We start from the raw sequence: 19,134 nt of genomic DNA, 5'->3' as shown, positions 1-19,134 counted from the left end.
CAGATGAGTCTAAGTACACCGATGCTGGTGACCTTTGTAGTTTATATTCTTGGGATGGTGCTGATTGGTTTTGTGGCATACCGCTCAACCAAAAACTTTGATGACTATATCCTCGGCGGCCGCAGTCTCGGCAGCGTGGTTACGGCGCTGTCTGCCGGTGCGTCAGACATGAGCGGCTGGCTGCTGATGGGATTACCCGGTGCCATTTTCATCTCCGGCATCTCCGAGAGCTGGATTGCCATCGGCCTGACGATTGGTGCCTGGCTGAACTGGAAAATTGTTGCCGGTCGCCTGCGGGTACAGACTGAGCATCACAATAACGCGCTGACGCTGCCGGACTTTTTCACCAGCCGCTTTGAAGATCACAGTAAAATCCTGCGCATCATTTCTGCCATCGTGATCCTGGTGTTCTTCACCATCTATTGTGCTTCTGGCGTGGTGGCTGGCGCACGTTTGTTCGAAAGCACCTTTGGGATGAGTTACCAGACGGCGCTGTGGGCGGGCGCAGCCGCGACCATCCTCTACACCCTGGTTGGCGGTTTCCTCGCGGTGAGCTGGACTGACACGGTGCAGGCCAGCCTGATGATTTTTGCGCTGATTCTGACGCCGGTGTTTGTCATCATCGCGGTCGGCGGCTGGTCTGACTCCATGGCCGTGATTGAAGCGAAAAGCCTCGAAAACCTCGACATGCTGAAAGGTCTGAACTTTGTCGCGGTGATTTCACTGCTTGGCTGGGGACTGGGCTATTTTGGTCAGCCGCATATCCTGGCGCGCTTTATGGCGGCCGACTCCCACCGTTCAATCCGCACCGCACGCCGTATCGGTATGACCTGGATGATCCTCTGCCTGGCCGGTGCGGTCGGCGTGGGCTTCTTCGGTATCGCTTATTTCCAGAACAACCCGACCCTGGCGGCGGGCGTCAATGACAACGCGGAGCGGGTGTTTATCGAACTGGCGCGTATCCTGTTTAACCCGTGGGTAGCCGGTATTCTGCTGTCAGCGATTCTGGCGGCGGTGATGTCGACCCTGAGCTGCCAACTGCTGGTCTGCTCCAGCGCCCTGACTGAAGATCTGTATAAAGGTTTGCTGCGAAAAAACGCCAGCCAGAAAGAGCTGGTGTGGGTCGGACGTCTGATGGTGCTGCTGGTGGCGTTAATCGCTATCGCGCTGGCGTCTAATCCGGAGAACCGGGTGCTGGGCCTGGTAAGCTACGCCTGGGCGGGCTTTGGGGCAGCGTTTGGTCCGGTGGTGCTGTTCGGGGTGTGCTGGAAGCGCATGAACCGCAACGGCGCGCTGGCGGGCATGATCATCGGCGCGTTAACCGTGCTGGTGTGGAAGCAATATGGCTGGCTCGGCCTGTATGAAATCATCCCGGGCTTCCTGTTCGCCAGTATCGCCATTGTGGTGTTCAGCCTGATGGGACGTGAACCTTCAGCCGAAGCGCAGCAGCGTTTTGCCGCCGCGGAAGCGGAGTTCCAGACTAAATAACGCGCGCAGAGCGTAAAAAAGCCCGCCGGTTAATCGTGGCGGGCTTTTTTTTGTTACAAAGATAAACCACTCAAATGCGAAATTATCTCATCCGGCAACTTGTTTTTTTCGTGGCGATAATGATAATCGGTATCGTTTACATTTTACCTGATTTTACTTTTATTGACGCTGCTTAACATTCAAGAGGTTGGCGATGTTTGTTCCGTTTCTCATCATGCTGCGCGAAGGCTTAGAAGCCGCACTGATTGTCAGCCTGATAGCCAGCTACCTGAAGCGCACCCAGCGCACCCAATGGTTTCCTGCCATGTGGGCTGGGGTAGTAATCGCTGCGGCGCTCTGCCTCGGGCTCGGGCTGTTCATCAACGCCACCACCGGCGAGTTTCCGCAGAAACAGCAGGAACTGTTTGAAGGGCTGGTTGCGCTGGTCGCGGTGGTTATCCTCACCTCGATGGTGTTCTGGATGCGCAAAGTGGCGCGCAATATCAAAGTGGAGCTGGAGCAGGCGGTGGACCAGGCGCTGCAACGCTCAGGGCGCGGCGGACTGGCACTGGTGCTGATGGTGTTTCTGGCAGTGGCGCGCGAAGGGCTGGAGTCGGTGTTCTTCCTGCTGGCGGCCTTTACCCAGGATGTTGGCTACGCGCCGCCGATTGGTGCGGTGCTGGGGCTGGCGACCGCGGTGGTACTGGGCATGCTGCTTTACTGGGGCGGTATTCGCCTTAACATGGCCCATTTTTTCCGCTGGACCAGCATCTTTATCCTGTTTGTCGCGGCGGGGCTGGCGGCCGGGGCGATTCGGGCTTTCCATGAAGCAGGACTATGGAATCGCTTTCAGGATGTGGCGTTTGATCTCAGCAACACCTTATCGACCCATTCGCTGTTCGGTACGCTGCTGGAAGGGGTACTTGGCTATCAGGAAGCCCCCAGCGTCAGCGAAGTGGTGGTCTGGGGCCTCTATCTGATCCCCGCTCTGATTCTGTTTTTTATGCCCGCGCGTCCTGCCGCGTCGGCCACTGTGCGCTAAGCCATTTATCGGGCGTGCCTGCCGCGCTCAACAACGTGATAGGGAAATAAACATGACAATGCGTTTCCGCCGCAAGGCACTGCTGGTTCCTTTGCTGGCGATCTCCGCCTCCGCTGCCGCCGCGGTGCCTCAGGTGACCGTCAGCGTTAACGACAAGCAGTGTGAACCGATGACCTTAACCGTTAAGGCCGGTAAAACTCAGTTCCTGATCAAGAACAACAGTCAGAAAGCGCTGGAGTGGGAGATCCTGAAAGGGGTGATGGTGGTTGAAGAGCGCGAGAACATCGCACCCGGATTCAGCCAGAAGCTGACCGCCAATCTGCAGCCAGGCGAATATGAGATGACCTGTGGCCTGCTGAGTAATCCGAAAGGCAAGCTGGTGGTTGAGGCCGGTGACGCCGCAGCGAAAAGCGCGCCGTCCGAGCGGATGCAGCTGGTCGGCCCGATCAGCGCCTACAAAGCCTATGTCACTGAGCAGGTGAATCAGCTGGTGAATGGAACTCAGGCCTTTACCGATGCGGTTAAAGCTGGCGATGTTGAAAAAGCCAAAGCGCTGTTTGCCCCGACGCGTCAGTATTATGAGCGTATTGAGCCGATTGCTGAGCTGTTCTCCGATCTCGACGGCAGCATTGACGCCCGCGAAGATGATTATGAGAAGAAAGCGGAAGATCCAAAATTCACCGGTTTCCACCGGCTGGAAAAAGCGCTGTTTGCCGATCACAGCACCGAAGGGATGGCGGGTTACGCGGATCAGCTGAACAAAGACGTTAAAGATTTACAGACCCGCATCAGCGAACTGGCTTTCCCGCCAGCCAAAGTGGTCGGTGGTGCGGCTGGGCTGATTGAAGAGGTCGCCTCCAGCAAAATTTCAGGTGAAGAAGATCGCTACAGCCGTACCGACCTGTGGGACTTCCAGGCCAACGTTGATGGTGCCCAGAAAATTGTTGAACTGCTGCGGCCGATGGTCAGTCAGGCTAACCCGCAGTTACTGGCAAAAATCGACGGCAACTTTAAGAAAGTGGATGCGATCCTGAGCAAATATCGCACCAAAACCGGTTTCGAATCGTATGAGAAACTGACCAGCGCCGATCGTAATGCGCTGAAAGGACCGATTACCGCCCTGGCGGAAGATCTTTCATTACTGCGTGGCACCCTGGGTCTGGATTAATCATGAGTCGTCAGGAAGATGACGCGCAGCCCGCGCGTCGTCGTTTATTAAAAGGTCTGGGCCTGCTGGGTGGGGCGGCCGCACTGGGTGGCGGTTGTCCGTTTCATGCGGCGGCCGCCGACAGCTTTTCACCGGGCACGGTAACGCCGCAGGCGCGGCAACAGGCGCAGCCATTTTATGGTCCGCATCAGGCGGGCATCGTGACGCCACAGCAGGCATCAATGATGCTGGTGGCGTTTGATCTGCTGAGCAGTGACAAAGCAGAGCTGGAGCGGCTGTTTCGTCTGCTGACCCAGCGCATCGCTTTTCTGACCGCTGGCGGTCCTGCGCCGCAGGTGACCAATCCGCGTCTGCCGCCGATGGACTCCGGCATTCTGGGTGCCACTATCGCCCCGGATAACCTGACAATTACCGTGTCAGTGGGGGATTCGCTGTTCGATGAACGTTTTGGTCTGGCACCGCATAAGCCGAAAAAACTGCAGCGGATGACCCGTTTTCCCAACGATTCACTGGATGCTGCCGAGTGCCATGGTGACCTGCTGTTGCAGCTGTGCGCCAACACCCAGGATACGGTGATTCATGCCCTGCGTGACATCATCAAGCATACGCCCGATCTGCTGGGCGTACGCTGGCGGCGAGAAGGGTTTATTTCCGATCACGCGGCGCGCAGTCAGGGGGCGGAGACGCCGATCAACCTGCTGGGATTCAAAGATGGCACCGCCAATCCGGATACTCACGATCGTGCCCTGATGAATCAGCTGTTATGGGTGACGGACGATCAGGATGAACCGGTCTGGGCACGTAACGGCAGCTATCAGGCGGTGCGCCTGATCCGTTTTCACGTTGAGATGTGGGACCGCACGCCGCTGGGCGAGCAGCAAACCATTTTTGGCCGCGATAAGCTGAGCGGGGCGCCGCTGGGGATGCAGCATGAACGCGACATTCCGGATTACCACAACGATCCGGATGGTGAGTTGATTGCGCTGGATTCGCATATTCGTCTCGCCAACCCGCGAACCCCGGAAACCGCCAGCAGCCTGATGCTGCGTCGCGGCTACAGCTATTCGGCAGGGATTTCCGCTTCAGGGCAGCTGGAGATGGGGCTGCTGTTTGTCTGTTATCAGCACGATCTGGAAAAGGGCTTTCTTACCGTCCAGCAGCGTCTGAATGGCGAAGCGCTGGAAGAATATATCCGGCCGTTTGGCGGTGGATACTTTTTTGTTCTGCCCGGCGTCGCCGATGCCAGCCATTATTTAGCCCAGCCGTTACTTGAAGCCTGATTAAATTTCATCCATCCTGCTCTGCCTGGCCACCGGCGGAGCATTTTTTTGTCTGATAACCCGCCCAGACGCTTTTTTTGCTCAGTTTTAGCTGAAATTTTAACGCGATTTTGAGTGTGACAAAATAAAATAAAGCATTGAAAATAAAAGAATATGCTGTATTTGACTGCTAAAGTGTTAACACCCGATTCGCAATTACTTTGCCATGAAGTAAAATTACTGTTGCAAAGCGCCAATAAAATGGTGCACTTTATTCAGTAAGCGTAATCAGACGTGTTGATGTATCACACTGGAGTTCGCGCATGGGTCGATTCTTTTATGGAAAGTCTGTATCAGTAATTAGATTGCGCTTAACCGCGAGGGCTATTCTGCCTCGTAACATCCTCCTCTCTCCAACGTTCTCTCTTGTCATTTCGCATCCTTTTTTTACCGGTATACAGCAACGCTGTACTGCTGCTGCATGCCTGAATTCATGGCCTGTCACGGCTCTAAAGGAAGCCAACTGAAACCTCTAAAGCGTTCACGTAATCGCAACGGGCTACTGGCCTGACGCGGGAAATGAAACCAACTGTAAGGTGCCACTATGGGAAGACAGAAAGCAGTGATCAAAGCGCGTCGGGAAGCAAGACGAGTGCTTCGCAATGACTCCCGGAGTCATCGTCAGCGTGAAGAAGAATCGGTCACTTCGCTGGTGCAAATGGGTGGGCTGGACTCAATTGGCATGGCGCGCGATGTGCGCGACCGGGGACCGATAGAAGCCCGTAATGAAGCTCAGGCACACTATCTCAACGCCATAGAATCGAAACAGCTGATCTTCGCTACCGGTGAAGCCGGTTGCGGCAAAACCTGGATCAGCGCTGCGAAAGCGGCAGAGGCCCTGATTCATAAGGATATTGACAGGATTATCGTTACGCGCCCGGTATTACAGGCCGATGAGGATCTGGGATTCCTGCCCGGCGATATCTCCGAGAAATTCGCCCCTTATTTCCGACCGGTGTACGACATTCTGGTTAAACGTCTTGGCGCATCCTTTATGCAGTACTGTCTGCGTCCGGAAATCGCCAAGGTCGAGATTGCCCCGTTCGCCTATATGCGCGGCCGGACTTTTGAAAATGCCGTGGTTATTCTGGATGAGGCGCAAAACGTGACCGCCGCCCAGATGAAAATGTTCCTGACCCGCCTGGGCGAAAACGTCACGGTCATTGTGAATGGTGATATTACCCAGTGCGACTTGCCCGCTGGGGTGCCTTCCGGTCTCGCAGACGCGCTGGCGCGTTTCGAAGAGGACGAGATGGTTGGCATCGTACGTTTCGGCAAAGAGGATTGTGTGCGTTCTGCGCTGTGTCAGCGCACCCTGCACGCGTATAGCTAGCGTTTGATTGAGTAGCAGTGTAGCGCCCAAACCCGGCTTCGGCCGGGTTTTCTTATGGTGGGGCGGGGCTTCTTACCGTCGCTGAACAGCGCATAGAATTGCGCATAAAAAAGAGCCTGAACTTTCGTTCAGGCTCTTCTTTGAATGTGGCGGTGAGAGGGGGATGAACTCGCTGCGCTCGCCCTGCGGGCAGCGTCGCAGGCTCCGCTGTTCAACTGGCTGCGCCAGTTGTCGAACCCCGGCGGGGCTTCTCACCCCCTCTCTGAACTTTGCACAAAACTACGCATAAAAAAAAGCCTGAACTTTCGTTCAGGCTCTTCTTTGAATGTGGCGGTGAGAGGGGGATTCGAACCCCCGATACGTTGCCGTATACACACTTTCCAGGCGTGCTCCTTCAGCCACTCGGACACCTCACCACATTTTTTCCATTGACCGCGCCGGGTCAACGGGGCGCTACTATAGGGAGTCGGCTGAAAAGGGTCAAGCACTATTTTTCTCTTTTGTTCTATTCGCTTAAGCTCTGAACGAATCGATTTAGCGTTACGCACTCCGCCGGTTTTGTCATCAAATTGAAATCCCAGTGACACAAAAATATCACCCGATCGTCGCAAAATTACCGCCTGAAATCATTGGTATTTTTTGCTTACAAGGATCGAATAATGAAAAAGCTTCCTCTGTTTACCCTCTCTCTGCTCGCTTCAGCGATCGCGACTTCGGCCATAGCGGATACCGACCTCGTTTCCCGAGCGGCGCAGGGCGATCTCAGCCAGCATGGTGGGGCTCGTCGGCTGACCGGTGACCAGACTGAGGCGTTAAAAGCCTCGCTACGCAATAGCACCGCCAAAAACGTCATCCTGCTGATTGGCGATGGCATGGGTGACTCTGAAATCACCGCGGCGCGTAATCTGGCAGAAGGCGCAGGCGGCTTTTTTAAAGGTATCGATGCGCTGCCGCTGACCGGCCAGTACACCCATTATTCGTTAGATAAGAAAACCCACAAACCTAATTACGTCACCGACTCGGCCGCGTCAGCCACGGCCTGGGCAACCGGCACCAAAAGTTATAACGGTGCCATCAGCGTCGATGTTAATGGTCAGGATCAGATGACGCTGCTGGAGCTGGCGAAAGCAGCGGGCAAAGCCACCGGCGATGTCTCGACCGCCGAACTGCAGGATGCGACGCCCGCGGTGCTGTTCTCGCACGTGACCTCACGTAAATGTTACGGACCGGAGAAGACCAGCGAACTCTGTCCGACCAACGCCGCAGAGCAGGGCGGTAAGGGATCGATTAGCGAACAGTTACTGAAAACCCGTCCCGACGTAACCTTAGGAGGCGGGGCAAAATCGTTCGCCGAGGTAGCGAAAGCCGGCGAATATCAGGGTAAAACGCTGAATGAGCAGGCGCAGGCACTGGGCTATCAGCTGGTCAGCGACTGGCAGGGGCTTAACGCCGTCACCGTGGCCGATCAGCAAAAACCGCTGCTGGGTCTGTTCTCTGCAGGCAATATGCCGGTGCGCTGGCAGGGGCCGAAAGCCAGCTATCACGGCAATATTGATAAGCCGGTGGTGACCTGTGAAGTCAATAAGGACCGCCCGCTGTCAACGCCTACGCTGGCGCAGATGACCGCCAAAGCGATCGACCTGCTGCGTAACAATCCGAATGGTTTCTTCCTGCAGGTTGAAGGCGCATCAATTGATAAGCAGGATCACGCGGCCAATCCTTGTGGTCAGATTGGTGAAACGGTGGACCTGGATGAAGCGGTCCAGCAGGCGCTGGCATTTGCCCGTGAAGAAGGCAATACCCTGGTGGTGGTGACGGCGGATCATGCCCATAGCAGTCAGATCGTTGAGAACGGCACTAAAGCACCGGGACTGACCCAGGCGCTGAACACCAAAGACGGTGCGGTGATGACCATCAGTTATGGCAATTCAGAAGAGGATTCGCAGGAACATACCGGATCGCAGTTGCGGATTGCGGCCTATGGCCCGCATGCGGGTAACGTGGTGGGGCTGACCGACCAAACCGATCTGTTCTATACCTTAGGAAATGCAATGGGGCTGAAGCTGCCTGGCCAGTAAAAGCCGATGCGGGGCGGTTTACGCCACCCCGCATCCAACCTTAGCTCTTCACTTTATTAGCGAAGCTTTTACGCAGCTTCTGCAACTTCGGTGGGATCACCGCCAGGCAGTAACCGTTACGCTGACCGGCACCGTCCCAGTAATCCTGATGATAGGCTTCGGCCGGATACCACTCTTTCAGCGGCTCGATAGTGGTTACTACCGGCACGTCGTGATCGGCCTGGGCACGTTCAATCGCCGCACGGGCTTCTGCTTCCTGTTCGGCATTAGCCGGGAAAATCGCTGAGCGATACTGGGTGCCAATATCGTTGCCCTGACGATTAAGCTGGGTCGGATCGTGGGTCACAAAGCTGATATCCAGTAAATCGCCATAGCTGACTTTCTCCGGATCAAAGCCGATGCGGATCGCTTCTGCGTGGCCGGTGGCACCGCTGCAGACCTGTTCGTAGGTTGGGTTGGGACGGGCACCGCCGGTATAACCGCTCTCTACCGACTCCACGCCGATCACATCCTTAAATACCGCCTCGGTGCACCAGAAACAGCCACCCGCGATCACTGCATATTCGATTGCCATAATGATTTACTCCTGTCAGGTCGAAAGAGGAGAATGGGGACGAGAGGATCCACTTTCAACTAAATCAGCATCTCTGGTTTAAAATCTTTGCTTTTATCCAGCAGCTTATCGCTCATCACGCTGAAGCGGCCTTCACCGGTGTAGTGCAGCGTAGAGGGATATTCCGGCTGTTCGGCGACGTGCGCTTTAACAATTTCAAAGATAAACAGGTTGTAGTTATCAACCATCGAATCGTCATACAGCTGACATTCGAAACTGGCAAAACATTCGGCGATCATCGGTGCGCGGACCACCTGCGCCGGCTCAGCCGTCAGGCCAAAGGCGTCGAACTTATCCAACTGGTCACCGTGACTGTTACCAATCGCCACCACCTGATCAATCAGCGACGCCGAAGGCACATTCAGCACGCACTGTCCGCTGTTGCGGATCAGTTCGTGACTGTAGTTCATGCCGGCAATCATACAGCCGACCAGTGAAGGGGAGAATTCAAGTACGGTGTGCCAGCCGAGGGTCATGATGTCGTGCTGATCCTCAAACTGCGAGCTGAGCAACAGCACCGGACCCGGCTCGAGATATTTACGCGCTTTGCTGACCGGAAAAGCGTATTTGTGCATGCGTTGACTCATGGCGGAACTCCCTGAACGGAACATAGCCATTAAGTGTAGAGCACCACGCCAGCGCAGCGCTGGCGTCAGCCCGCAGAATCAGCAAAAGTGCGGCCGGGCACCATTCAGCACCCGGCAACGTCCGGTCTTAGCGGCCAACCCGAGCCTGTAGTGCCGCAGGATAGCGGTCGCCTTGTACCTCGACAGCAGCCAGCGCCTGATTAATGCGCTGCAGGTCTTCGGTGCTAAGGTGCAGCTCCGCAGCCTGCAGGTTTTCCTTCAGGCGGTGCAGTTTGGTGGTGCCGGGAATCGGAACAATCCACGGTTTTTGCGCCAGCAGCCAGGCGAGCGCGATCTGTGCCGGGGTGACGGCTTTATCCTGAGCGATAGTGCCGAGCAGATCGATCAGAGCCTGATTGGCGGCTAGCGCCTCGGGAGAAAAGCGCGGAACCTGGCTGCGGAAATCGTCACTGCCAAAGGTACTGTCAGGCTGAATCGCGCCGGTCAGGTAGCCTTTTCCCAGCGGGCTGAACGGCACAAAGCCGATACCCAACGACTCCAGCGTCGGGATCATCTCTGCTTCCGGCTCACGCCACCACATCGAATATTCGCTTTGTAACGCGGTAACCGGCTGGACCGCATGAGCACGTCGCACGGTCTGCACACCGGCTTCGGATAAGCCAAAATGTTTGACCTTGCCTTCAGCGATCAGATCCCGGATGGTGCCAGCGACATCTTCAATCGGCACCTCAGGATCAACCCGGTGCTGATAATAGAGATCGATCACCTCGGTTTTCAATCGGCGTAACGATCCTTCAATTGCCCGGCGAATCTGCTCTGGCCGGCTGTTAAGGATCTGCTGTCTGTTATCCTCGCCAAAGGTGAAGCCAAACTTAGTGGCGATGACCACCCGATCGCGAACCGGAGCCAGCGCCTCGCCGACCACCTCTTCATTCAGCCACGGTCCATAAACCTCAGCGGTATCGAAAAAAGTAACCCCCTGATCGACGGCGGCGCGGATGAGCGCAATCGCCTGCTGTTTATCGGTTGCCGGACCATAACCGTGGCTCAGTCCCATGCAGCCGAGACCAAGGCTGGAAACCTCAAGACCGGACTGACCTAATTTGCGGGTTTGCACTGTTACTCTCCTCTGAAAACGTTGCGGGGAATGCCTGAGAATAGAGCACGGCGGGCGGGCTGATTAGGGGGTTAAAAAGAGATGGGTTTATGAGCGCTGCTCATAAATAGCCGGGGAGAGGGCGTTTATCTGATGCGATCAAGGCGAGCTTAAGGTTTCCTTAATGTGGCGCGAGGATACTCCGGGTACAACATGAGGAGAATGCCATGAAATCTGCTACCACTGCGGTAATTGCTGCACCCGCCCGACCTTTCAGTGAATATGCCGCGCTGCTGATCGCCGCAACCACGGTGATCCTGTTTCTGGCGGCATGGTTTAGCGCCTGAGTCGGCAGCCATCAGAATTTAATGACCGCCCGACAGCCACTACGGTCGCGGCGGTTCTCTAAAAAGAACTGAAAGCGATGCAGCTGCACAATGCGGCTGACAATGCTTAACCCCAGCCCAATCCCGCCATAACGACTGTCCATCCGGATAAATGCTTTACTCAGTTCACCACTTTTACTTTCGTCAATCCCCGGTCCCTCATCTTCCACCGTCAGGGTCGGCTGTTCGCCCGATGCCAGCCGCAGAGTGATTGCGCTTTTTTTGGGGCTGTAACGATGGGCGTTCTCGACCAGGTTACGCAGCAACATTTTTAGCAGCGTCGCGTCGCCGCGCACAAAGATATCCTGCGGCAGATCGAGCGTCAGGGTCTGCTGGTGCGCATCCAGCATGGTGCTCAGCTCCGCCTCCATCGGCAGAATCACATCTTCAATCAGCGCCACGTTCTGGTAAGTACCAGAGGTAAAAGACTGACCGGCGCGCGCCAGCTGTAGCAGCTGCGACACGCTGTTGGTCATCTGATCGAGCCGCTGCAGTAACGGCTGCACGTTAACGTCGCTGTTGCGTTCAATCAGTTCCAGATGCAGCCGCAGGCCCGCCAGCGGCGTACGCAGTTCATGCGCCACATCGGCGGTAAACAGCCGTTCGCGCTCCAGACTGTTATTCAGCCGCGCCACCAGCTGGTTAATCGCCTGGGTCACCGCATCAATCTCCTGCACCGGACTGTGGCAGGCGATGGGGTCGAGATTTTCTTCGCTGCGGTTTTCCAGCTCACGCTGCAGCTGATACAGCGGCCGGGTAATCCATTTTACCGCCTGATAGCAGAGCAGCAGCGTCAGGCTGATCATCACCAGACTGGGCACCGCCAGGCTGGCAACGGCTTCATGCACCTCGCGTTCGACGTGCCGATCCATGTTGCGCTTTTGCAGCTGCGCTTCGACCAGAAACTGAATCTGCTCTTTGCTCTCATGCCACAGCCAGGCGACGCTGATCACCTGGAAAACCAGCAGAATCAGGCCAATGGTCAGGATCAGGCGAAAGCGCATACTGCGATGGTCAATCCGGGGTTTCATGGTGCCTCGCGAATCACGTCAGCCGTCACCAGCGCGTAGCCAAAACCGCGCACCGTGCGGATGGCGCTTTTGCCAATTTTGTCACGCAGGTTGTGAATATGAACCTCCAGCGTATTAGTAGACGGCTCGGTTTCCCAGTTATAGATATCCTGATAGAGGATTTCGCGGTGAACCGGATTGCCCGCTTTCAGCATCAGACGGGAGAGGATGGCATACTCTTTCGGCGTCAGATCCAGCAGCGTGCCGCCGAGCGTTATCTGGCGATGCGTCATGTCCAGCGCCAGCGCGCCGACCATCAGCTGGCTGTCGCCCTGGTTCACGTGACGGCGAATCAGGGCGCGAATGCGCGCCAGCAGTTCATCCAGCGAGAAAGGCTTGATCAGGTAATCGTCGGCACCGGCGTCCAGCCCGGCGATACGTTCGCTGATGGTATCGCGTGCGGTAAGGATCAGCACCGGCGTCATTTTCTTCTGCCGCCGCAGGCGCAGCAGAAAATGCAGCCCGTCTTCATCCGGCAACCCCAGGTCCAGCACCACCAGGCTATACAGGCCAGTGGAAAAATGCGCTTCGGCATCCCGCACCGTGGTGACGCCATCACAGACGTATCCTTCGCCCTCCAGCGCCAGCATCAGGCCCTGCAATAACAGCGCATCATCTTCTACGATCAGAATTTTCATTGTGGTCGGCTCCGACACATCGTCAAAATGTCATCCGCGGGTAGATATTCGTGGGTCGCGGTGCCGGTTAAACCCAGCATGGTGGAAAACAGATTATCCTGTGAGAAATCGTCTGTCGCCGCCAGTTTAGTCAGACAACCACGATTCACCGCATAACGCTGCTGATAATCATCGGACAGCCAGATCAGCATAGGCACATGTTTCTGGGTATCGGGGGCGATAGCGTAGGGCAGACCGTGCAGGTATGCGCCATTTTCGCCCAGCGATTCGCCATGATCGGACAGATAGACCAGGCTGGTGGTAAAACGATCCTGATGGGCACGCAGCACGCCAATTGCCTTGTCGACGATGTGATCAACATTTAATAGCGTGTTGTCGTAGGTGTTGACCAGCTGCTGCTGTGAACAATCCTGGATCTGATTGGTATCGCAGGTCGGGACGAACTGGCGCAGCTGCGGCGGATAGCGGTGACTGTAGGTCGGACCGTGGCTGCCGATGGTGTGCAGCACGATCACCGCGTTGCCCTTGAGCTGGTTAATGTAGTCATCCAGGCCGTGAAACAGCACATCGTCGTAACACTCACCGTTAATGCACATGCCGGGCAGGTTCAGGCTGGTCATATCCTGGTGCGGCACGCGGTCGCAGGCACCCTTACAGCCGCCATCATTTTCATTCCATAACACGCTGATGCCGGCGCGCTGAATAATATCCAGCAATCCTTCCTGATGGGCGGCCAGCACGTCGTCGTAATGGGCGCGCGGCATATTCGAAAACATGCAGGGGACTGACACTGCCGTCGCCGTGCCGCACGAGACAGTATGCGGGAAATAGATCACATTATCTTTGGCCAGCAGCGGATTGGTCTGGCGCGCATAGCCGCCCAGCGAGAAATTCTGCGCCCGCGACGTTTCGCCGACGATCAGGATAGTCAGATTCTGTTTACCGCCGTTAAGCCGGTCAGGCTGCTGATGCGCATCTTCGCCGATCCGCACCAGCGGCAGGTTCTCCAGCTGCTGATGCTTATACCATGACAGGCTGGCGGCGATGCTGTTGGACGGGCTAAGCGCCTTCACCAGTTCGCGGTTATTGCGGAACAGCGAGGCGTAATCTTTATAAAACAGCAGGGCGACCAACAGGATGATTGCCGCTGAGATCAGGATGCTGAGCAAACGCTGCACCACACCGCGCCAGTTTTGCTTTTTCAGCCGTGGCCAGAATACCAGCAGCGCCATCAGAACGCCGGAGGTCAGCAGGGTAAACAGCAGCTGCGGCGTGATCAGGGCAAACGATTCAGAGGCGGTGGTGTCCATCATATTGGTGATCATCGAGCGATCGACCACGATGTTATAGGTCTGAATAAAAAACTGAGCGGTGGCTGAGATCAGAATAAACAGCGCCATCAGTACCCGATCGAGCCAGAGAAACGAGGCGAGGGTGATCACAATGTTGATCACGCTGAACGCCACTAGCGGCATCGACAGGAAGACCAGCGTAGCGTGCAGGCTGGTCAGCGGCATCAGGGCCAGCACCTGACGGTAATAGGCCAGATTAAGGAAAACCGCGATATAAACCGCAGCAAGGATCAGCAGAGTAAGGCGGCTGATGACCGGCCTGTTCAGTGAAAATGCCATGATCAAAAAAGTCCGAATATCAAAAGTGTGCTGAGATTGCACTTTCAATATTAGGAATACCTTAAGAAGCTTAAGCTTTCTCCGGTTTTACCGGTTCAGTCGAGATGACCTCGCCTGGCTCCAGCCGCTGCTGGTGCGAAATCAGCGCAGCCACTGCAAAGGCAACCCCGGCCGATTGGGCAGCTTGTGCTTAGTTAACCGCAGCGGCTGGCATGAAACATGCATCTTTCTGGCATAACCCCTGTTTCCGTCTACACTTAATCGGTAGATGTTCTCAGTCAGCCAGTATTGTCAGTAATGAGCTTGTAAGTTTGAGGAGAGTGACCTATCAAATCGCCCTGTTTTACCCCTCAATCACCGCGTTATCAGAATTTCCCTCTTGCTGACCCTACTGCGTCAGGACATCCTCGATTTGAACTCAAATTTCCAAATTCAGGAGAAGTGACGTGACCCAAGCGGTAAATACCTCTGACACGTTCCCGACACTGGAGGGCGGCCGTTACGCCTTCTTTTTTGATGTCGATGGCACGCTGGCAGCGATACAGTCCCGTCCCGAAGCGGTGTTTATTCCTGAACAGGTTGTCACGCAGCTGCAACAACTCTCTGCGCTCAGTCAGGGCGCGCTGGCACTGGTTTCCGGCCGGCCGATTGAGCAGCTCGACGCACTGGCTGCGCCGTGGCGCGGTCCTGCCGCCGGTGTTCACGGTGCAGAGCGTCGTGATGCCGACGGGGAGATGCAGCGCATCAGCCTGCCGGTCGAGGTTGAACAGCAACTCAGGACGGAACTGCAAAACGCGATGGCGTTATGGCCTGGCACTCAGCTGGAGATCAAAGGCATGGCCTTTGCGCTTCACTATCGTCAGGCAATGCAGCATGAACAGGATGTATTACGACTGGCTGAACAGTCGGTGAAACGATTTCCGGGGCTGGCGCTTCAGCCGGGCAAATGTGTGGTGGAGATTAAACCCTTAGGTATTGATAAGGGCGCCGCCATTCGCGATTTTATGCAACAAGCGCCTTTTGCCGGACGCATTCCGGTATTTATTGGAGACGACCTGACAGACGAGAAAGGTTTTGCCGTGGTCAACGCCATGCAGGGCATTTCGATTAAGGTCGGCGAAGGTTCCAGTCAGGCACCGTTTCGGCTGAATGATGTCGATGCAGTGTATAGCTGGCTGGAACGAACATTATTACGATTAAAGCAAGACAACGTCGGTAAGGAGTTTAGGTTATGAGTCGTTTAGTGGTTGTATCTAACCGTATCGCCATTCCAAATGGGGCTAAAACCAGCGCAGGCGGCCTGGCCGTCGGCATTCTGGACGCGTTGAAAAGCACTGGCGGATTGTGGTTTGGCTGGAACGGTGAAATCAGCGAGTTCTCCGGTGAAGAAGAGGATGATGTGTCGGTCCAGCAGCATGAGGGCATTGAGTACGCCTCCTTCCCGTTAAGCCAGAACGAATACGATCTCTACTACTGCCAGTTCTCAAATACGGTTATCTGGCCCGCCTTCCATTATCGTCTTGATCTGGTGAAGTTCCAGCGCGAAGCGTGGGAAGGTTACTGCGAAGTGAATGATGCGGTGGCTCAGCGGTTAAAACCGTTGATTAAGCCGGATGATATTCTGTGGATCCACGATTATCACTTCCTGCCATTTGCGGCGGCACTGCGTCGCGCCGGCATTAATAACCGCATTGGTTTCTTCCTGCATATTCCGTTCCCGACGCCTGAAATCTTCAACGCCTTGCCTCCGCATCAGGAACTGCTGGAAATGCTGTGTGAATATGACCTGCTGGGCTTCCAGACCGAGTCGGATCGGGTCGCCTTCCTCGACAGCGTCAGCCAGCTTACGCAGTTGCAGAATAAAGGTGATAAAAAACACCGCGCCTTCGGCAATACCTTTATGACTGAGGTTTACCCTATCGGGATTGAACCTGACAGCATTAAAGAGATGGCGGAAGGTCCGTTGCCACCGAAGATGGCGGCGATGAAGAAAGAACTGGGTGACGCGCGCAATATTATTGCCTGTGAGCGTCTCGACTATTCTAAAGGGCTGCCGGAACGTTTCCTGGCCTACGAGGCGCTGCTTGAGAACTTCCCGCAGCACCGCGGTAAAATCCGCTATTCGCAGATTGCCCCGACCTCACGTAGCGATGTGCAGGCCTATCAGGATATCCGTCACCAGCTGGAAACCGAAGCAGGGCGCATCAACGGTAAATACGGCACGCTGGGCTGGACGCCGCTCTACTACCTTAACCAGCATTTTGATCGCCGGCTGCTGATGAAAATCTTCCGCCTGACCGATGTCGGTCTGGTGACGCCGCTGCGCGACGGGATGAACCTGGTGGCGAAAGAGTACGTGGCGGCGCAGGACCCGGACGATCCGGGTGTACTGGTGCTGTCGCGCTTTGCCGGTGCGGCCAATGAGCTGACCTCGGCGCTGATCGTTAACCCGTATGACCGCGACGAAGTTGCGGCGGCGCTCGATAAAGCGATCACCATGCCGCGTACCGAAAGGATTTCACGCTACAACGACATGATGGCGGTCCTGCGTAAAAACGACATCACCGCCTGGCGCGAGAACTTCCTGAAAGACCTGGAACGCATTGCGCCGCGCAGTGCCGACCACGGCACGGTAAATAAAGTCGCGACCTTTCCAAAACTGGCCTGATTAGGCGCTGACGGGCCACGATATCTGCGGATGTCGTGGCCTTTTTTACAACCAGCGCGCGCTGTATCCTCCTGTTACATTCCGACACGTTCCCTGCCGTTACCGTTACCCCACGCGGGGTTTGCCTGATGCCACAACTGTGGGCAGATCGGCCAAAAAAAATCAAATGCGCGAAAAAACGACTGATAAGAGGCTCAGCCCGCTTTCTTTAACTTCTTAACTCAAGTTTTTCCGCTGGCTGCCGATACTTATCAGGCCTGATTAAAACTCCCCTCGATTCATTCGTCTTGCTTATGTAACCCATTGTTACATCTGGTGTCGTATACTAAACACACGACTGCAACTGTTAACGTTAAGTTGCCAGTCAGTGCCAATACTGCCGTAAAAACCTTAACGCTTTCATTACTCACTCCCTGCGATACTTACCCTAAGTTATTAATTTGAAAGCGATTGATCACCCCGTTGAACAGCATAATATTCTGTTATGTCTGTTTTAAATGGTTCTAAATAGGGTGTTAAATCGATTAACACCAACATTAGATCAGCCTGCTGTCAAACCGTGGAATAGAGCCTGTTTTACCCCCTATTAAACCTTTCTCAGGACCAATTCGACTTAAAATCGCCTTTTTTCGCTTAAAAAACGAGCAACAGACAAAGGATCGTAAAGGGTTGCTGAAGAAATTTGCGTTAAAAGTGTGATCTGCGTCACACTTTATCTAAAATTTCACATTACTGTCGTTGTATGTGGAAATCAGACGATATAGATTTGCCTTGTTTTCGGATTAGTCTTAAAAAATGTAAGGAGACGTCACGGAAGATGGTTACAACTCGAAAATAAAATGGCCTGGATTTTTGACTTTCGGCGGACCTGAAACCCGCACATAAGATGAAGGCGAAGAGCAGTGACATTTGCACGACAAACAATTTTTTTTGCCATCTTTAGATTTACCAATCAGCAGCTCGATACGCAGAAAATAATCTGTGGTGAAGTTACGTCGCATCTCTCAGGATGGAAAAATGGGTACATCTGAATTACTAAAACATATTTACGATCTCAATTTGTCATATTTACTGCTTGCGCAGCGATTAATTAACCAGGAAAAAGCATCTGCAATGTTTCGCCTCGGTATTGACGAGAAAATGGCGGATGCATTATCTGAATTAACTCTGCCTGAAATGGTAAAAATGGCGGAAACCAATCAATTGGTTTGCCAGTTTCGTTTTACCGACAGCAGCACAATTAATCGCCTGACGCAGGAATCACGCGTGGATGATTTACAACAAATCCACACCGGCATTTTATTATCCAGCCGTTTACTGCGTAACGCGTCTAAAGATGACGCGCCTGCTAAAAAGAGGGCGATGTGATGACTGAGAAAAGTATTGTTCAGGAAGCGCGTGATATTCAGCTCGCGATGGAGCTGATTACCCTTGGCGCGCGCTTACAGATGTTAGAAAGCGAAACCCAGCTGAGCCGTGGCCGTCTGATTAAGCTGTATAAAGAGTTGCGTGGCAGCCCGCCACCTAAAGGCATGCTGCCTTTTTCGACCGACTGGTTTATGACCTGGGAGCAGAACATTCATGCTTCCATGTTCTGTAACGCCTGGAAATTTTTACTGAAAACCGGACTGTGCAGCGGCGTTGAGGCCGTGATCAAAGCCTACCGGTTATATCTCGAACAGTGTCCGCAATCGGACGAGGGCCCGCTGTTGGCGCTAACGCGTGCATGGACCCTGGTGCGATTCGTTGAAAGTGGCATGCTGGAACTGGCCGATTGCAAAAGCTGTAATGGCAGCTTTATTAATCATGCCCATCAGCCGGTAGGCAGCTTTGTCTGCAGCCTGTGCCAGCCGCCATCACGTGCCGTAAAAAGACGTAAACTTTCTGCAGATTCTGCCGATATGTTTCCACAACTGCTGGATGAACAGGTTAAACGCGCCGTTTAAGTTTGTTCGCACTGTGGAAGCCATCCAGCAGCGGTTAATACCGCTGCTTTTTTTTTGCTTCCGTTTTACGAATAACACCTGCGGCTCTCTGG

The 19,134-nt window shown here is 54.7% G+C and carries 16 protein-coding genes and 1 tRNA gene; 10 read left to right on the top strand and 7 right to left on the bottom strand.

From position 1 onward, the window contains the following. Window positions 1–3: 3 nt before the first annotated feature. The 5 genes from putP (at window position 4) to phoH (ending at window position 6,329) form a co-directional block, all read left to right on the top strand. Entirely contained in the window at window positions 4–1,488 is a 1,485-nt protein-coding gene (gene putP / locus FHW04_RS11155; RefSeq protein ID WP_031378122.1) for a sodium/proline symporter PutP, read from the top strand. A 193-nt stretch (window positions 1,489–1,681) separates the two neighbouring features. Continuing rightward, complete coding sequence (gene efeU, locus FHW04_RS11150) at window positions 1,682–2,509, top strand: iron uptake transporter permease EfeU (protein WP_031378123.1); 828 nt, start codon at window positions 1,682–1,684, stop codon at window positions 2,507–2,509. Between the two features lie 52 nt (window positions 2,510–2,561). Beyond that, window positions 2,562–3,677: an iron uptake system protein EfeO gene (gene efeO, locus FHW04_RS11145; RefSeq protein WP_089562016.1), complete on the top strand. Its 1,116-nt coding sequence runs from the start codon at window positions 2,562–2,564 to the stop codon at window positions 3,675–3,677. A gap of 2 nt (window positions 3,678–3,679) precedes the next feature. Then, the gene (gene efeB / locus FHW04_RS11140) at window positions 3,680–4,957 is read left to right on the top strand and encodes an iron uptake transporter deferrochelatase/peroxidase subunit (RefSeq protein ID WP_094106262.1); all 1,278 of its coding nucleotides are present in this window, start codon (window positions 3,680–3,682) and stop codon (window positions 4,955–4,957) included. A 583-nt stretch (window positions 4,958–5,540) separates the two neighbouring features. Beyond that, a complete protein-coding gene (gene phoH / locus FHW04_RS11135; RefSeq protein ID WP_089562017.1) occupies window positions 5,541–6,329 on the top strand; it encodes a phosphate starvation-inducible protein PhoH in 789 nt (262 codons plus the stop codon). 328 nt (window positions 6,330–6,657) lie between these two features. Here phoH and FHW04_RS11130 read toward each other — a convergent pair. Further along, a tRNA-Ser gene (locus FHW04_RS11130) sits at window positions 6,658–6,745 on the bottom strand. A 243-nt stretch (window positions 6,746–6,988) separates the two neighbouring features. On the opposite strand from FHW04_RS11130, the gene phoA reads away from it, so the two are divergent. Continuing rightward, window positions 6,989–8,407, top strand: coding sequence for an alkaline phosphatase (gene phoA / locus FHW04_RS11125; protein WP_046288258.1), 1,419 nt, complete (start codon window positions 6,989–6,991; stop codon window positions 8,405–8,407). 40 nt (window positions 8,408–8,447) lie between these two features. Here the strand turns inward: phoA and msrA are convergent, their stop codons facing one another. The 6 genes from msrA to eptA form a co-directional block, all read right to left on the bottom strand. Continuing rightward, window positions 8,448–8,981 (bottom strand): peptide-methionine (S)-S-oxide reductase MsrA, encoded by a 534-nt coding sequence (msrA, locus tag FHW04_RS11120; protein WP_031376424.1) that lies wholly within the window; start codon window positions 8,979–8,981, stop codon window positions 8,448–8,450. Window positions 8,982–9,040: 59 nt separating this feature from the next. Further along, window positions 9,041–9,607, bottom strand: a complete 567-nt coding sequence (locus tag FHW04_RS11115; RefSeq protein ID WP_179420086.1) for a flavin reductase family protein — start codon at window positions 9,605–9,607, stop codon at window positions 9,041–9,043. A gap of 127 nt (window positions 9,608–9,734) precedes the next feature. Then, window positions 9,735–10,724 carry an aldo/keto reductase gene (locus FHW04_RS11110; RefSeq protein ID WP_031376426.1) on the bottom strand — a complete coding sequence of 330 codons (990 nt, stop codon included), beginning with the start codon at window positions 10,722–10,724 and terminating at the stop codon, window positions 9,735–9,737. 337 nt (window positions 10,725–11,061) lie between these two features. After that, complete coding sequence (gene pmrB, locus FHW04_RS11105; RefSeq protein WP_031376427.1) at window positions 11,062–12,120, bottom strand: two-component system sensor histidine kinase PmrB; 1,059 nt, start codon at window positions 12,118–12,120, stop codon at window positions 11,062–11,064. Then, on the bottom strand, window positions 12,117–12,797 hold the full coding sequence (gene pmrA / locus FHW04_RS11100) for a two-component system response regulator PmrA (protein ID WP_031376428.1): 681 nt from the start codon (window positions 12,795–12,797) through the stop codon (window positions 12,117–12,119). Before pmrA ends, pmrB begins: the two co-directional genes overlap by 4 nt. Then, complete coding sequence (eptA, locus tag FHW04_RS11095; RefSeq protein WP_089562032.1) at window positions 12,794–14,428, bottom strand: phosphoethanolamine transferase EptA; 1,635 nt, start codon at window positions 14,426–14,428, stop codon at window positions 12,794–12,796. Before eptA ends, pmrA begins: the two co-directional genes overlap by 4 nt. 446 nt (window positions 14,429–14,874) lie before the next feature. On the opposite strand from eptA, the gene otsB reads away from it, so the two are divergent. The 4 genes from otsB (at window position 14,875) to flhC (ending at window position 19,042) form a co-directional block, all read left to right on the top strand. Beyond that, the gene (gene otsB / locus FHW04_RS11090; RefSeq protein ID WP_031376430.1) at window positions 14,875–15,663 is read left to right on the top strand and encodes a trehalose-phosphatase; all 789 of its coding nucleotides are present in this window, start codon (window positions 14,875–14,877) and stop codon (window positions 15,661–15,663) included. Continuing rightward, window positions 15,660–17,096, top strand: coding sequence for an alpha,alpha-trehalose-phosphate synthase (gene otsA / locus FHW04_RS11085; protein ID WP_031376431.1), 1,437 nt, complete (start codon window positions 15,660–15,662; stop codon window positions 17,094–17,096). Before otsB ends, otsA begins: the two co-directional genes overlap by 4 nt. Before the next feature lie 1,017 nt (window positions 17,097–18,113). Beyond that, complete coding sequence (flhD, locus tag FHW04_RS11080; protein ID WP_031376432.1) at window positions 18,114–18,464, top strand: flagellar transcriptional regulator FlhD; 351 nt, start codon at window positions 18,114–18,116, stop codon at window positions 18,462–18,464. After that, window positions 18,464–19,042 carry a flagellar transcriptional regulator FlhC gene (flhC, locus tag FHW04_RS11075; RefSeq protein WP_031376433.1) on the top strand — a complete coding sequence of 193 codons (579 nt, stop codon included), beginning with the start codon at window positions 18,464–18,466 and terminating at the stop codon, window positions 19,040–19,042. Before flhD ends, flhC begins: the two co-directional genes overlap by 1 nt. Window positions 19,043–19,134 lie beyond the last annotated feature (92 nt).

Origin of the sequence: Pantoea sp. AN62 (assembly GCF_050432985.1) — a bacterium.
Taxonomy (GTDB): Bacteria; Pseudomonadota; Gammaproteobacteria; order Enterobacterales; family Enterobacteriaceae; genus Pantoea; species Pantoea brenneri.
This window is presented reverse-complemented; position numbering and strand designations above follow the sequence as displayed.

Coding starts and splice junctions, on each gene's coding strand:
- pmrB (WP_031376427.1), bottom strand. CDS start 12,120: ATGAAACCCCGGATTGACCATCGCAGTATGCGCTTTCGCCTGATCCTG.
- putP (WP_031378122.1), top strand. CDS start 4: ATGAGTCTAAGTACACCGATGCTGGTGACCTTTGTAGTTTATATTCTT.
- eptA (WP_089562032.1), bottom strand. CDS start 14,428: ATGGCATTTTCACTGAACAGGCCGGTCATCAGCCGCCTTACTCTGCTG.
- flhC (WP_031376433.1), top strand. CDS start 18,464: ATGACTGAGAAAAGTATTGTTCAGGAAGCGCGTGATATTCAGCTCGCG.
- flhD (WP_031376432.1), top strand. CDS start 18,114: ATGGGTACATCTGAATTACTAAAACATATTTACGATCTCAATTTGTCA.
- efeB (WP_094106262.1), top strand. CDS start 3,680: ATGAGTCGTCAGGAAGATGACGCGCAGCCCGCGCGTCGTCGTTTATTA.
- FHW04_RS11115 (WP_179420086.1), bottom strand. CDS start 9,607: ATGAGTCAACGCATGCACAAATACGCTTTTCCGGTCAGCAAAGCGCGT.
- otsA (WP_031376431.1), top strand. CDS start 15,660: ATGAGTCGTTTAGTGGTTGTATCTAACCGTATCGCCATTCCAAATGGG.
- phoH (WP_089562017.1), top strand. CDS start 5,541: ATGGGAAGACAGAAAGCAGTGATCAAAGCGCGTCGGGAAGCAAGACGA.
- msrA (WP_031376424.1), bottom strand. CDS start 8,981: ATGGCAATCGAATATGCAGTGATCGCGGGTGGCTGTTTCTGGTGCACC.
- efeU (WP_031378123.1), top strand. CDS start 1,682: ATGTTTGTTCCGTTTCTCATCATGCTGCGCGAAGGCTTAGAAGCCGCA.
- phoA (WP_046288258.1), top strand. CDS start 6,989: ATGAAAAAGCTTCCTCTGTTTACCCTCTCTCTGCTCGCTTCAGCGATC.
- efeO (WP_089562016.1), top strand. CDS start 2,562: ATGACAATGCGTTTCCGCCGCAAGGCACTGCTGGTTCCTTTGCTGGCG.
- pmrA (WP_031376428.1), bottom strand. CDS start 12,797: ATGAAAATTCTGATCGTAGAAGATGATGCGCTGTTATTGCAGGGCCTG.